The organism is Mycobacterium sp. DL592 (assembly GCF_011694515.1).
Classification (GTDB): Bacteria; Actinomycetota; Actinomycetes; order Mycobacteriales; family Mycobacteriaceae; genus Mycobacterium.
The window spans coordinates 36,379-49,894 of the sequence record NZ_CP050192.1 but is presented as its reverse complement, the minus strand read 5'-3'; the positions used below and the strand labels follow the sequence as shown (position 1 = coordinate 49,894).

The window sequence follows — 13,516 nt, the reverse complement described above, 5'->3', positions numbered from 1 at the left end:
CACTGGAGAGGGAATACGTGCAGGTCACATGCATCGGCCACGCCGGCTTTCGGATCGACACCCCGGCGGGAAGCATCCTGTGCGACCCCTGGCTGAACCCCGCCTACTTCGGCTCGTGGTTCGTCTTCCCGGACAACAGCGGCCTGGACTGGGCGGCCATCGGCGACTGCGACTACCTCTACGTATCGCACCTGCACAAGGACCACTTCGATCCCAAACTGCTCGCCGAACACGTGAACAAGGACGCGGTGGTGCTGCTGCCGGACTTCCCCGTCCCGGACCTCAGGCGCGAGTTCGAGAAGCTGGGATTCCACCGGTTCTACGAGACCACCAATGGTGTCAAGCATCGGGTCAGCGGGCCCAAGGGCGACCTCGACGTGATGATCATCGCGCTGCGGGCGCCGGCGGACGGGCCGATCGGCGACTCGGGGCTCATCGTCTCCGACGGCACCACCACGGTGTTCAACATGAACGACTCGCGCCCGCTGGCCGTCGACGTCCTGGCCGAGGAGTTCGGCCACATCGACGTGCACATGCTGCAGTACTCCGGGGCGATCTGGTACCCGATGGTCTACGACATGCCCGAGCGTGCCAAGGCATCCTTCGGCAGCCAGAAGCGCCAGCGCGGGATGGACCGCTGCCGGCAGTACATCGCCGATACGGGCGCGACGTGGGTGATTCCGTCGGCCGGGCCGCCGTGTTTCCTGGATCCCGAACTGCGCGATCTCAATGACGACCACGGCGATCCGTCGAACATCTTCCCCGACGAGATGGTCTTCCTCGACCAGATGCGCCAGCACGGGCACAACGGCGGCCTGCTGATGATCCCCGGCTCGGTCGCCGAATTTACTGGCTCCCAACTGAATTCACTGACCCACCCGTTGCCAACCGACGAGGTCGAGGCGATCTTCACCACCGGCAAGGCCGACTATATCGCCGCCTACGCCGAGCGGATGGCGCCGGTGCTGGCCGCCGAGAAGGCCGGCTGGGCGCCTGCCACCGGGGAACCGTTCCTCGAGCCGCTGCGGGCACTGTTCGAGCCGATCATGCTGCAGAGCGACCAGATCTGTGACGGCATCGGCTACCCGGTGGAACTGCGCATCGGCGCCGAGACCGTGGTGCTGGACTTCCCGAAACGCGCTGTGCGCGAACCCATCGCGGATGAGAAGTTTCGCTACGGCTTCGGGATAGCCCCGGAGTTGGTCCGCACGGTGTTGCGGGACAACGAACCCGACTGGGTCAACACCATCTTCTTGTCGACGCGGTTCCGGGCGTGGCGGGTCGGCGGGTACAACGAGTACCTGTACACCTTCTTCAAGTGCCTGACCGACGAACGCATCGCCTACGCCGACGGCTGGTTCGCCGAAACACACGACGACACCACCGATATCACGTTGGACGGCTGGAACATTCAGCGTCGCTGCCCGCACCTCAAGGCGGATCTGTCGAAGTTCGGCGTCGTCGAAGGCTCGACGCTGACCTGCAATCTGCACGGCTGGCAATGGAACCTGGAGAACGGAAAATGCCTGACGACCAAGGGCCACGAGATTCGGTGTTCACGAACATGAGTGCCCCGCCGCAGCAGTACTACGACGACGGTCTGGTTCAGCTGGACCGCCACGCCCTGACTCTGCGGCGCTACCACTTCCCGTCGGGAACATCGAAAATCATTCCGCTGCAGTCGATCCGGAGCTACAAGGCCGAGCCGCTCGGGATGTGGATGCAGCGGTTCCGGCTCTGGGGCAGTTCGGACCTGCGGCGCTGGCTGCCGCTGGACATGTACCGGCCGATGAAGTCGACGCTGGTGACCCTCGACGTACCGGGGGCCTACCCCGCCCCGGCGTTCACTCCGGTCAGGCCGCGGGAGTTCCTCGCAGTGTTCGACGAAGTGCTGGGCTAGGGCTCCCAGACCAGCTGACGTAGTTCGGATGCGGCATCGCTATCGGTGTCGTACACCCGCACGATGGCCTCGTCACCGGTCTTGAGATAGGTGGTCTCGCCGAGCTTGGTGTACTTGGTGGCGCCGATGCCGATCAATACGTTCGCCGGCCGCCCGCACGCGACCATCAGTGCGCCGACATCCTCCAAAGGCGTTTCAGGCGAACCCTTCTGGTTGGCCAGCCGCTCGACGATCCAGTCCAGCAGCACCTCGCCGTAGTAGGAGTAGCCCAGCAGTGGGCTGTCCACGCCGTACTCGTGGTGCACGCCGTCTGCGGTGCGCAGGTGGCACAGCAGCCGCAGTGTCGCGGTGGGCCCGTCCGGAGTCAGGTCGCTGATGTCGAAGAATTCGTGCGCAACACCTTTGGAGGCCGGGCCCCAGTTCTTCTTGTAGCTGATCTTCGGCGCGTTGGGCCGGCGGATCGAGCAGTCGTTGAACGCGCCGAGCGCGAAGGGCCGCAACGTGACCACTGTGTCGCCCTGCCAGACCACCTCGCACGCCAGACCGACCTCGGGCTCGATCTGCAGGTTCAGCGGACCGTCCGCCTCGGTGGTCTGCGGAACGATGAGCGCGTCGTGCGACAGCGGGAACTCGCCTAGGAAGCTGTCGTAGCCCGGTGCATACCAAGGGAAGATTCCCTTCGGCGCGGCGCCCACGCTGGTGACATTTGCGAAATCGACTGCCTCACCGGCCTGTTCGAGGTGACCGGCGAAGTTGCCCGCCACACCGAAGCCGAACCAGTCACGCAACTCGTCGAGGTCGAGTTCGATCACGGTTGCAGGACCTCCGTCCCCACATAGGGCACCAGGGCGGCGGGCACCCGCACGCTGCCATCTGGCTGCTGATGGTTTTCCAGGATTGCGACCAGCCACCGGGTGGTGCCCAGGGTGCCGTTGAGCGTCGCGGCGATCTGCGGCTTGCCGTTCTCGTCGCGGTAGCGGGTCGCCAGGCGTCGGGCCTGGAACGTCGTGCAGTTCGACGTCGAGGTCAGCTCGCGGTAGGTCTGCTGAGTGGGAACCCAGGCTTCGCAGTCGAACTTGCGCGCCGCCGAGGAACCCAGGTCACCGGCGGCGACGTCGATCACCCGGTAGGGGACGTCGATGAGCGCCAGCATCTCCCGCTGCCAGCCCAGCAGCCGCTGATGCTCGGCCTCGGCCTCCTCTGGCCTGCAATAGACGAAGCCCTCGACCTTGTCGAACTGATGCACCCGGATGATGCCCCGGGTGTCCTTGCCGTAGCTGCCCGCTTCGCGGCGGAAGCACGACGACCAGCCCGCGTAGCGCAACGGGCCGCCGGACAAGTCCAGGATCTCGTCGGCGTGGTAGCCGGCCAGCGGCACCTCTGAGGTGCCCACCAGATACAGGTCGTCATCCTCTAGGTGGTAGATCTCGTCGGCGTGGGCGCCCAGGAAACCGGTGCCTGCCATCACCTCGGGGCGCACCAGTACCGGCGGGATCATCAGCGTGAAACCGTTTTCTCCTGCCACCCGCACCGCCAGTTGCAGCAGGCCCAGTTGCAGCAGCGCGCCGCGGCCGGTCAGGAAGTAGAACCGGGAGCCCGACACCTTGGCGCCACGCTCCATGTCGATGAGCCCGAGGTTCTCCCCCAGTTCCAGGTGGTCCTTAGGGTTCTCGATCACCGGCGGCTCACCGACAACGTCGAGGACGACGAAGTCGTCCTCACCACCGGCCGGGACGCCCTCGATGATGACGTTGCCGATCGCCAGGTGCGCAGCGGAGAACGCCGCTTCGGCCTGGGCCTGCTCGGCCTCGGCCGACTTGACCGCAGCGGCAAGCTCTTTGGCGCTCTCCAGGAGGGCGGGCCGGTCTTCGGGCGAGGCGCTGCCGACCTTCTTGCTGGCGGCTTTCTGCTCGGCTCGCAAGTTGTCGGCGGCGGAGATCGCAGCGCGGCGTGCTGTGTCGGCGTCCAGCAGAGCGTCGACGAGACCCGGGTCCTCGCCACGGCTGAGCTGGGACCGCCGTACCGCATCGGGGTCGTCGCGCAGCAGTTTCAGGTCGATCACGACCTGAACCCTACTTTTGTCTGTGGGGCCGCGCGTCAGCCCCTCCGGCAGATGACGGCCCGTTGGCACAGCACAACCCCATAACATTACTTCTGTATCACTTGTCACATCGCTCGGCGCGCCTGACACAATGGACGCGATGTTGCAGTTGACCGAGCGTGCGGACACACCCACGACGGAGGCCGAAGCGGCCCCGTCGCGGCGGACGTTTCTCGGCACCCTGCAAGCCACCTCGACCCGGCGTGCGCTGCTGCTGACTGCCCTCGGCGGCCTGTTGATCGCCGGCGTGCTTACCGCCCTGCCGGTCAGCATGAGCAACCGGCTGACCGGATATGTCGGCAGCGACCCGTTCGTCGGCTCCAAGGGCACCGCGGCGTTCGCCAACGCCAAAGCCGGTAGCTGCCTGACCTGGCCGGACAAGAACCCCGACGCGGCGACCATCGTCGACTGCAAGGACGACCATCGCTTCGAGGTCGCCGAGTCCGTCGACATGCGGGCCTACCCGGGCACCGAATACGGGCCCGATGCCGCACCGCCATCGCCCGCGCGGATCCAGCAGATCAGTCTCGAGCAGTGCCAGCCGGCCGTGGAGCGCTATCTCGGCGCCAAGTACGACCCGAACAGCCGCTTCACCGTCAGCATGCTGTGGTCCGGCGACAAGGCCTGGAAGCAGTCCGGCGAGCGCCGGATGCTGTGCGGCCTGCAGCTGGCCGGCGCCGACAACCAGCAGATCGCATTCAAGGGCAAGGTGGCCGACCTCGACCAGTCCAAGGTGTGGGCCGCGGGCACCTGCCTGGGCATCGACCCGTCGACCAACCAGCCGACCGACGTTCCGGTCGACTGCGGAGCACCGCACGCCATGGAGGTCACCGGCACGGTGAACCTGGCCGAGAAGTTCCCCGGCGCACTGCCGCCGGACGCCGACCAGGACGCGTTCATCAAGGACGCCTGCACCCGACTGACGGATGCCTACCTGGCCCCGCTGCAACTGCGGACCACCACGCTGACGCTCATCTACAGCACGATCTCCCTGCCGAGCTGGACCGCGGGCAGCCACCAGGTGTCCTGCAGCATTGGAGCAACCTTGGGCAACGGCGGCTGGGCCACCCTGATCAACCCGGCCAAGGGGCCGCTGCTGATCAACGGGTTGCCGCCGGTCCCGCCGCCGGACATTCCCGAGGAGCGGTTGAACATGCCGCCGATCCCGCTGTTGCCCGACTCGCCGTCGACCACCTATTCACCGTCGACGACAGACAGCTCCAGCAGCTCCGGCAGCTCCCAGTCCACGGGCAGCCAGCAGCAGGGGCCGACCCAGCACCTGCCGCAGCAGTCCACAGCGCCGACCAGTCAGTCGCCGGCGCCCACCTCGGCGGCGACACCGGTTTCGCCAGCTGCTCCTCCGCCGCAGGGCAACGTCATCAACGGCGAGCCCGGACCGGCACCCGGACCGCAGAACGAGGCACCGCCGATGGAAGGGGGCGCCCCCGCCGGAGCGCCGCCGGGACCGGTCGAGCCCGTCATCCCGCCGGCGGCTTAGTGCCCGCAGAGATGAGCCCGCAGCGGTTCGAGGAACTGGTTTCCGACGCGCTGGACCTGATCCCGCCCGAACTGGCCGCAGCCATCGACAACGTGGTGGTGCTCGTCGATGGACGCCATCCTGAGGAGCCCGATCTGCTCGGGCTCTACGAGGGCATCGCGCTGACCGAGCGGGACTCGACCTATGCCGGCGCCCTGCCCGACACCATCACCATCTATCGCGACAGCCTGCTGGAGATCTGCGACACCGAAGCCGACGTCGTCGAGGAGGTGGCGATCACGGTGATCCACGAGATCGCCCACCACTTCGGCATCGACGACGACCGGCTTCACGAGCTTGGCTGGGGCTGAACGCTTTTCAGCGCTTATCAGCGCGCCGGGTCACCCTTCCAGGTGAAGCTGTTGACGTACTTGCCCATGTCCTGCGCGATCTGCAGGTTGACCCCGGAGGGCAGGCCGGGCCCGAAGTCGGGCCCGAAGGCGTGATACGGGCCGACCGCGCCGGCCACCAGTGCCAGGTCGTTCTTGACGGCGACCAGTAGAACGGTGCGGATCCGGATGTAGCTGCTCGAGGTGCCCTGCGGCCAGCTGTCGGCCACCTCGCCGTAGCCGGGCTGGTAGCCGACCATCGCGTTGGGGATCTCGTAGGCGATCTTGGCGTCCGGGAACTTCTGCTTGAGCAGGTCCAGCGCGATCTGGCGAGGCTCGCGGCCCCGGGCAGGCTCGGAGAACAGTTGCAGGACGCCGGTGTCACCGGCGGTGAACTTCGCGGTGATGCCTCGCTTGTCCTGGGAGATCTCGTAGGCCGACTCCGGCGAGGGATACGACACCGAGAACGAACCATCCGGCGAGGTGTAGCGGGGCAGCGCCGCTACCGGAGTGCCGGTGGGCGGCCGGCCGCAGTCCGGCGGGCACATGAACCGCGGGGCCTTCTTGGTGACCGACAGTGAGACCCCGACCAGAACCGCAGCGACGACGACGATGCCCGCCGTCCACAACCCGACCGTGCGAGACATCCGGGTGCGCTTGATCTCGGGAGCGACGTAGGTCCCCGCCGGCACCGCGTACCCGGGGTAGAGCTCCTCGTCCGAGTCGGCCGTCTTCGCAGCGCTCACGAACCCTCCGCCGCGACCTGGCGCACCGGCCGTGAATCCCGGCGGTCCTGACGTGAGGAACGCGACGACGCACGGGTGGCGACCCCGCAGGCGGGGCAGAACGCCATGTCAGGAACGACGTGCTCGCAGTGCACACACAGCAGTGGCTCGCCCTCCAGAATCGGGTCCTTGGCCTCGCGTAACAGTGCCATTTGCAACGCAATCCGCAGCAGGATCAGGACGACGATCGTCATCACGATGTGAATCACCAGCATCTGGATCTGCGGCATCCCGACGATGTCGGTGATGGCGACACCGGTGTGGATCAGCACCACCAGGATCGCCAGCAGCCACAGGGCAGCACGGGTGCGTGCCGGGTGCTCGTGCGGATTCTCGGTCTGGCCCTTGAACCACAACGCAATACCGACCATGCCGCCGGCCACCGCGGCGGTCAGCGGGATCGTCACCCCGCAGATGACTGCCTCGACGAGCAGACTTATGAAGGGGCGGGCGTGCGCCAGTAGACCGGTGGCGAACTGCGGTGCCAGCCGGGTCAGCGTTGCGGCGGCGGCGAACATCAGCGCCGCCAGCGCACCGATCACGAACCCGTCCAACGACTCTCGGGACCGGCGTTCGATCAGCCGGACGACGACGGTCGGCACCAGCATGAGGATCATCCCACCCGCCGGGATCAGGACGCCCTCGCGCACCAGATGATGAATGGCCAGGCCGGCCGCCATCGGGACACCGTAGGCGCGGGCCACCATCTCGCCGGTCAGCAGCACCCAGCCGACACCGAGACCGGCACCCATGATGCCGGCAACCGCCAGCGACACCGCGGACACGTCGCGGTAGACGTTGGACTCGCTGAGGTAGAGCACGAAGAGCAGCGGGAGACCCAGTGCCGCAACGGTTATCAGCGCGGCCGGCAGTTTGAGGACCGCGAAGCCGACCAGGCCGATCAGGACCAGCGCCAGGCCGACCCGGAACGGGGTGCGCGACTGGTTGGGCAGGTGCGGGAACAACGAACTAGCGATCGACGGCCGCAGCACACTCTCGTTGGGCGCGGCCCCGAAGGTGTCCTGCCGCAACCACTTCGGGCCCCGACGGGGTTCTGATGTCAAGTGTCCGCCGCAGTAGCCACAGAATGCGCCTGCCGGCACATCGATCTCGCAGACGGCGCATTCGACCCGCGGCACGCCGTTCGCGCCGGTGTCACTGTCGGTAGTCATGGGTGGTTCCCCCTGGTCAATCGATCACCTTCTGCGTCACCAGAATGTTTTGCGCGAGATTCTCGATATCGGGTGTACCCAGTCCGGTCACCAGGTCGTACCCCGGGCCGGCGATGGCGACGGCGTTGCCGCCGAGCGTGACATCGCGGAACGCAGGAAATGGTGCACCTTCGGCGATGTGGTAGAGCAGCGGATTCAGATCACCGATGAGGCGCCCACTGCGGCTGATCAGGAACTGGTTCATCAGCGCGGTCAGTCCGGCCCAGATCGGCGCTGACAGCGACGTGCCGCCGCCGACCACAACCTGCTGGTTGAAAACGATCTTGACGCCGGTGAACGGGTCGGCGACCGCGGCGATATCGGGCGTCAGGCGCTGCCCGGCACCCGTTGTCACGGTGACGTTCTGCTGCCAGTCTGGCCGCTCGAACAAGGTGGACACCCCACCGCCGGAGCCCTGCGACAGCGGCGCGTCGAACCAGGCCTGCTCGGCCAGCCACCGGCCGTCGGCGTCCGTCGACAACGTGGTGCCGCCGACGTCGGTCATCTCCGGCATCGAGGCCACCGCGTCGAGTCCGACGTCGTTGGTGCTCGGCGGTGACGACCACTCCTGGCCGCCCTTGCATTCCAAGCCCGCGAGGTCGCCGCTGGCGTTGAACGCCGTGGTACCGGACTTGTGTGCCTTGGCCAGCGCGGCACGCACCGGCGCGAGATCGGCGGCGGTGATGAGCTTGTCGCAGCCCCAGCCGATCGAAAAACTCCACACCGCACCGGGGTAACGCTTCTCGGTGTCCTCCATCAGCGTGGCGATCTTCTCGTAGGAGCCGTCGCCTTCAACGGTGGACCGCGCGTTGACAAGAACCTTCTTGGCGTCGGGAGCGATCGCGTGGATCGCCTCGAGGTCCATCGTCGCCTCACCGCGCCGGGAGTCCGGCTGGCCGCCGACGACCTCCGGGGTGAACTTGGGCAGGTTGAACGTCGTGGCGAACATATCGAGGTCAGCCTGGTCGAATCCGTCGAACGCGAACACCACGACGGTCTGGCCCTTGCCGCTGAAACCCTTGTCGCGCAACGGTGTTGCGTCGTAGGTGTTCAGTATGCCGCTGGGCGTCAGGCCCTGGTCGGGCACTTCCAGGGGCAGCACCCACGGCGTGGACTCGTGGTGGGGTGTGTAGCCAAGAATCCGTCCGAATTCGGCCACCTCGACGCGGAGAACGGAAGGGACCACCGACTGCTGCGGGGAAGCATAGAACACCTGGCCGCGCTTACCGCGGTAGTCGTGGACGTCGACGTCGAAGGCCCCCGCCACCGCGGTGGGTTCGCCTTCGACGATGGCCCAGGCGTCACCCGGGCGCCAGCGCACCGAAAGGCCCTGCTGCTGCGCCCACCCCATCAATAGATCGGGTCGGTCGGCAGCCCGCAGGGCCACAGTGAGCTGGACGTGGTTCGTCCGAGCCGGACCGAGGTCCGTCGAACTCGCCAGCAGAGACGCATACGGGCCGCTGATCGTGCCTGCCGCCTGGGCCGGGGGATGACGGAGATCAGCGACCAGCGCCGCGCCGATGGCCAGCACCGTCAGCAGTCCCACCATGGACAGCGTTCGTGAACGATGCCTTCGGTTCACTGTCGGTCAGTGGGAGCTGCGGACGGTTGCCGGCGTAGCGGCTCAGTTACCGCCGGTGATGACGTTGCCGGGAAGCGCGGTCGGCGCCGGCGGAGCCTTGACCGTGGGGGTGAAGGAGTTGGCGCCACCAGGCGTGAGGGCCTTCTCGGTCGGCGACGGCGCGGGAGCAGAGGTGCTGGTGGGCGACGTGGTCTCCGGGGCCTTCTCCTTTTCCTTACCGCAGGCGGTAAGGGTCCCCATACCGACGATCGCGAGACCGCCAGCAAAAAGTGCGATCTGGCGCGTCAGACGACGTGACATCATGGTCAGTCCTAACTTCTAGGCCGTGTACTTTGAAGAACGATGGCTGGCCCGGCAGTTAACCAGCCCACCCCCGAAGGGCTGAGGGCACTAAACATAACTCACCTCGCCAGCAATTGCATCCCGCTTTCGCCCGCGGCGTAAAGCCCAGCCGGCGACTCCCGCGCGGCAACGCTGCTTTGTCAGAGCCGGATGTTATGAACGAACTATGGGGATGAACTGCCGAGACTGTGCCGCAGGGCTCGGCCACTGTCATGGCACTCTGATTCGTCATTCCCGGTATCGGGCGGAATGCACGGAGGACGGCTGCGAGGCTCCGGAGCTAATTCTGCACGGGCTGGCAATTGACTGCGAAACCGTCGGCTGCGACTGCGCCCAGCAAACCTTCGAGCGGGCCGCTGTGTGAGGTGGGCGCTCAGCCCATCGGATCAGCTGATTCCAGCGCGTCCTCGACGGGGTGGACGTCCGGCTCGGGGTAGAACGGCGGCTTCTTCGAACCCCATTGCACGCAGCTCCAGCGGCCGTCGGTGATGGGGGCCAAGATCACCGACTCGGTGTTGGCCAGATGGTTGTCGAGGACGAAGCTGTGCTCCACGCCAGCGAGGGTCGCCGCGGTCAACCGGATCGCCGCGCCGTGGCTGACCACCACTATGTCGTCGTGCCAGTCGTGGTCGTCGAGGTAGCGCAGACGCAGGTCGGTGATCACCGGTAGGTAGCGGTCGAGCACATCGCGCGCGGATTCCCCACCCGGCATCGCGAGATCAAGATCGCCTTCATGCCAGCGCTGGTAGATCGCGTTGAACTCGGCGATCGCATCCTCGTCGTTGCGGTTCTCCAAGTCACCGGCCTGCACCTCGTGGATGCCCTCGAACTCCGCGGGAGCCACCCGCAGTTCGGCACCGATCTCGGCGGCGGTCTGCGCCGCGCGCAGCGCAACCGAGTGGATCAGCAGGCCGGGCGGCCGCTCACTGTCGCGGGCGAACGCACGGGCCTGGTCACGGCCGAGATCGGTGAGGTCGGCACCCGGGGGCCGGGTGTCCAGGCGCCGCTCGACGTTGGCGTGGGACTGGCCGTGACGGACCAGGATCAGCCGTCCGCTCATGTCGGGTCTCCCTGACGCAGCCGTGCCAGCCAGCGGTCGGAGTCGTCGAGCTGCGGCGGCACCGCTCCGGCGGCGGACTCGGTCGGCCAGGAGCCGAGGAAACGCACGCCGGCGCAGCGCCGGTGCAGAGCTTTGAGCGCCTCGGCCACCGCGCTGTCGTCGATGTGTCCGACACAGTCCAGGAAGAAGATGTAGGTGCCCAGTTCGGTGCGAGTCGGCCGGGACTCGATGCGGGTGAGGTCGATGTCGCGGATTCCGAACTCGTTCATCGCCGACACCAGCGCGCCCGGGGCGCTGTCGATGCTCAGGACCACCGACGTCCGGTCCGCTCCGGTGCGGGCCGGCGGTGGGCCCGGGGTCCCGACGAGGACGAACCGGGTTCGGGCGTTGGGCTCGTCGACGACGCCGTCGGCCAGGGTGGACAGGCCGAACCGCTGGGCGGCCAGCGCGGTGCTGACACCGGCGTCGGCACGGCCGGCGGCCACGTCCTGGGCCGCGGCGGCGTTGGAGTTGGCCGGAACGACCTGCGCGCCCGGCAGGTTGTCGGCCAGCCATCGCCGCACCTGGGCGGCGGCCACCGGGAAGGCTGCCACGGTGCGCACGCTCTCGGCGCGGACGCCGTCGGCCACGACGATGCTGAACGCGACGTCGAGGGTCAGCTCGGCGTAGATCTGCAGCGGCGAACCGGTGGCGAGGCTGTCGAGGGTCGGCAGCACGCTGCCCTCGATGGAGTTCTCGATCGGCACGCACGCGAAATCCGCCGCGCCGGAACGGACCGCCGCCAGCGCTGCGGGTGTGCTGTCCTCGGGTTGCGGCTGAACGTCACTGCCACCCGGAACCACGCCGGTGGCGATCATCTTCAGCAGCGCCGCTTCGGTGAACGTCCCCTCGGGACCGAGGAAGGCGATGCGCACCACGCCTCAACCCTATCCGGTCACAGCGCGGGTAGGCCTTGCGCCGCTCGCGCGTCGAAGTTAACTTAGGCTTACCTCACTATCGGAAGGTGCTCGATGACCTCAGCGACGCTCTCAATACCGTCCACCGCCGAACGGGTGCGCAGCGCCTGCGCGCGTGCCGCCGGCGCGATGCTGGCCTCCGACTCGGTGCCGCCGACTGCCGCGCCGATCCATCACTTGCTGGCCGACGGATCCTTCGCGCTGAGCGTGCCCAGTGACTCTGCGATGGCCCACGCCGCCTGCAACGCCCGCACCGACGGGGTGGCCGCCGTCCTCGAACTCACCGACTATGCGCCCCTACCGCTTCGCGAGCCGGTGCGGTCGCTGGTCTGGGTGAGCGGCCGCGTCCACCCGGTACCGGCACACGCCGTGCGGGAGCTCGTCGACGTGATCGCCAGCGCGCACCCCGACCCCGCCCTGCTCGACATCGGTTCCGGGCAGACCCTGCTGCTGCTCGGCGTGGAATCGGTCGTCGTCGCCGACGCCACCGGCGCCGAACCGGTCGGCGTCGCTGACCTGCTGGCCGCCCGGCCCGACCCGTTCTGCGAGTTCGAGGCGGCGTGGCTGCAGCACCTGGACAACGACCATCCCGAGGTACTCGCCCGGCTGGCAGGCAAGTTGCCCGCGCCGTTGCGCCGCGGCCAGGTCCGCCCCCTCGGCCTGGACCGGTACGGCGTGCGGCTGCGGGTGGAAAGCGCCGACGGCGACCACGACGTGCGCCTGCCGTTTCCCGCTCCGGTGCACGACGTCGGCGGGCTGGGGCGGGCGATCCGCCTCCTGATGGGCTGCCCGTTCGGCAACGGGCTGAGGGCACGCCGCATCTAGGGCCGTTACCGTGACGGGGTGAGCGCGCCCCCCGACGAATCGGACGAGAGCCGGCGGCGGGGGCTCAAGATCGAGGTCGGCGTCATGCTGGCCGTCAGCTTCGGGGTGAGCGCGGCGATCGCGGTCCTGCAACTGATTGACGCGGTGCTGTCGGGTCTGGCTGGGCGCCGGGTCCGGCTCAACGAGAACCTGTCCCGCTACGACCTGATCAACCTCGGACTGAACCTCGCGACGATCGCCCAGCTCGTCGCCTGGGGAGCGCTGGCCCTGTATCTGCTGTGGCGCGGGGGCATCACCCCGGCCCGGCTCGGGCTCGGCAGGCTGCGCTGGCGCGCCGACGTTCTCGGCGGCCTCGGTCTGGCCGCCCTGATCGGTATACCGGGGCTGCTGTTCTACCTCGCGGCGCGCTGGCTGGGGATGAACGCCGAGGTGGAGCCCTCAGCACTGCACAGCAGCTGGTGGCGCATCCCGGTCCTGATCCTGGCTGCGTTCGCCAACGGATTCGCCGAGGAAGTCGTGGTCGTCGGCTACCTCATCACGCGGCTCAAGCAACTGGGCCTGACCGAGAACCGGGCGATCCTGGCCACCAGCGTGCTGCGCGGGACCTACCACCTCTACCAGGGCTTCGGCGCAGGACTCGGCAATCTCGTGATGGGTCTGGTGTTCGGCTACACCTGGACCCGCACCGGGCGGCTGTGGCCGCTGGTCATCGCCCACGGCGTCATCGACACCGTCGCATTCGTCGGCTACGCCCTGTTGGCCGGCCAGCTTGGCTGGTTGAAGTAGACCAGCCACGTAAATTGACAGCGGTGAGCGACGACTGGCCGAACCGGCCCGTGCCGGATCAGCCCACCACGCCCATCCCACGGCCCGCGCCGCCACCGCCGC

14 protein-coding genes are annotated in these 13,516 nt (G+C 67.7%); 6 read left to right on the top strand and 8 right to left on the bottom strand.

The annotated features are described in order from the left end of the window. Positions 1 to 17: 17 nt before the first annotated feature. Both HBE64_RS00235 and HBE64_RS00230 read left to right on the top strand, forming a co-directional pair. Positions 18 to 1,568, top strand: coding sequence for an MBL fold metallo-hydrolase (locus HBE64_RS00235; protein WP_167108389.1), 1,551 nt, complete (start codon positions 18 to 20; stop codon positions 1,566 to 1,568). After that, positions 1,565 to 1,900, top strand: coding sequence for a hypothetical protein (locus HBE64_RS00230; RefSeq protein WP_167096672.1), 336 nt, complete (start codon positions 1,565 to 1,567; stop codon positions 1,898 to 1,900). Before HBE64_RS00235 ends, HBE64_RS00230 begins: the two co-directional genes overlap by 4 nt. On the opposite strand, the gene HBE64_RS00225 is transcribed toward HBE64_RS00230, so the two are convergent. After that, positions 1,897 to 2,712 (bottom strand): DUF5718 family protein, encoded by an 816-nt coding sequence (locus HBE64_RS00225; protein ID WP_167096670.1) that lies wholly within the window; start codon positions 2,710 to 2,712, stop codon positions 1,897 to 1,899. The two genes, HBE64_RS00230 and HBE64_RS00225, sit on opposite strands and share 4 nt — an antisense overlap. Further along, positions 2,709 to 3,962, bottom strand: a complete 1,254-nt coding sequence (gene serS, locus HBE64_RS00220; protein ID WP_167096668.1) for a serine--tRNA ligase — start codon at positions 3,960 to 3,962, stop codon at positions 2,709 to 2,711. The genes HBE64_RS00225 and serS overlap by 4 nt, the downstream gene beginning before the upstream one ends. 130 nt (positions 3,963 to 4,092) lie before the next feature. Here serS and HBE64_RS00215 point away from each other — a divergent pair, with 130 nt between their 5' ends. Further along, positions 4,093 to 5,499, top strand: coding sequence for a septum formation family protein (locus HBE64_RS00215; protein ID WP_167096666.1), 1,407 nt, complete (start codon positions 4,093 to 4,095; stop codon positions 5,497 to 5,499). An 11-nt stretch (positions 5,500 to 5,510) separates the two neighbouring features. Continuing rightward, positions 5,511 to 5,849 (top strand): metallopeptidase family protein, encoded by a 339-nt coding sequence (locus tag HBE64_RS00210; protein WP_167096664.1) that lies wholly within the window; start codon positions 5,511 to 5,513, stop codon positions 5,847 to 5,849. Positions 5,850 to 5,866: 17 nt separating this feature from the next. Here the strand turns inward: HBE64_RS00210 and HBE64_RS00205 are convergent, their stop codons facing one another. From HBE64_RS00205 to pheA, 6 genes are all read right to left on the bottom strand, one after another. Beyond that, the gene (locus HBE64_RS00205) at positions 5,867 to 6,613 is read right to left on the bottom strand and encodes a hypothetical protein (protein WP_167096662.1); all 747 of its coding nucleotides are present in this window, start codon (positions 6,611 to 6,613) and stop codon (positions 5,867 to 5,869) included. Next, on the bottom strand, positions 6,610 to 7,824 hold the full coding sequence (locus HBE64_RS00200) for a zinc ribbon domain-containing protein (RefSeq protein WP_167096660.1): 1,215 nt from the start codon (positions 7,822 to 7,824) through the stop codon (positions 6,610 to 6,612). The genes HBE64_RS00205 and HBE64_RS00200 overlap by 4 nt, the downstream gene beginning before the upstream one ends. A 16-nt stretch (positions 7,825 to 7,840) precedes the next feature. Further along, positions 7,841 to 9,412 (bottom strand): S53 family peptidase, encoded by a 1,572-nt coding sequence (locus HBE64_RS00195; RefSeq protein ID WP_167096658.1) that lies wholly within the window; start codon positions 9,410 to 9,412, stop codon positions 7,841 to 7,843. A 75-nt stretch (positions 9,413 to 9,487) separates the two neighbouring features. Further along, complete coding sequence (locus HBE64_RS00190) at positions 9,488 to 9,748, bottom strand: hypothetical protein (RefSeq protein WP_167096656.1); 261 nt, start codon at positions 9,746 to 9,748, stop codon at positions 9,488 to 9,490. A 412-nt stretch (positions 9,749 to 10,160) separates the two neighbouring features. Further along, on the bottom strand, positions 10,161 to 10,847 hold the full coding sequence (locus HBE64_RS00180) for a histidine phosphatase family protein (RefSeq protein ID WP_167096652.1): 687 nt from the start codon (positions 10,845 to 10,847) through the stop codon (positions 10,161 to 10,163). Further along, positions 10,844 to 11,764, bottom strand: coding sequence for a prephenate dehydratase (gene pheA, locus HBE64_RS00175; RefSeq protein ID WP_167096650.1), 921 nt, complete (start codon positions 11,762 to 11,764; stop codon positions 10,844 to 10,846). Before pheA ends, HBE64_RS00180 begins: the two co-directional genes overlap by 4 nt. 93 nt (positions 11,765 to 11,857) lie before the next feature. Between pheA and HBE64_RS00170 the strand changes: the two genes are divergently transcribed. After that, positions 11,858 to 12,628, top strand: a complete 771-nt coding sequence (locus HBE64_RS00170; protein WP_167096648.1) for a DUF2470 domain-containing protein — start codon at positions 11,858 to 11,860, stop codon at positions 12,626 to 12,628. A gap of 18 nt (positions 12,629 to 12,646) precedes the next feature. Next, positions 12,647 to 13,414, top strand: coding sequence for a CPBP family intramembrane glutamic endopeptidase (locus HBE64_RS00165; protein ID WP_167096646.1), 768 nt, complete (start codon positions 12,647 to 12,649; stop codon positions 13,412 to 13,414). The last annotated feature ends 102 nt before the right edge of the window (positions 13,415 to 13,516 follow it).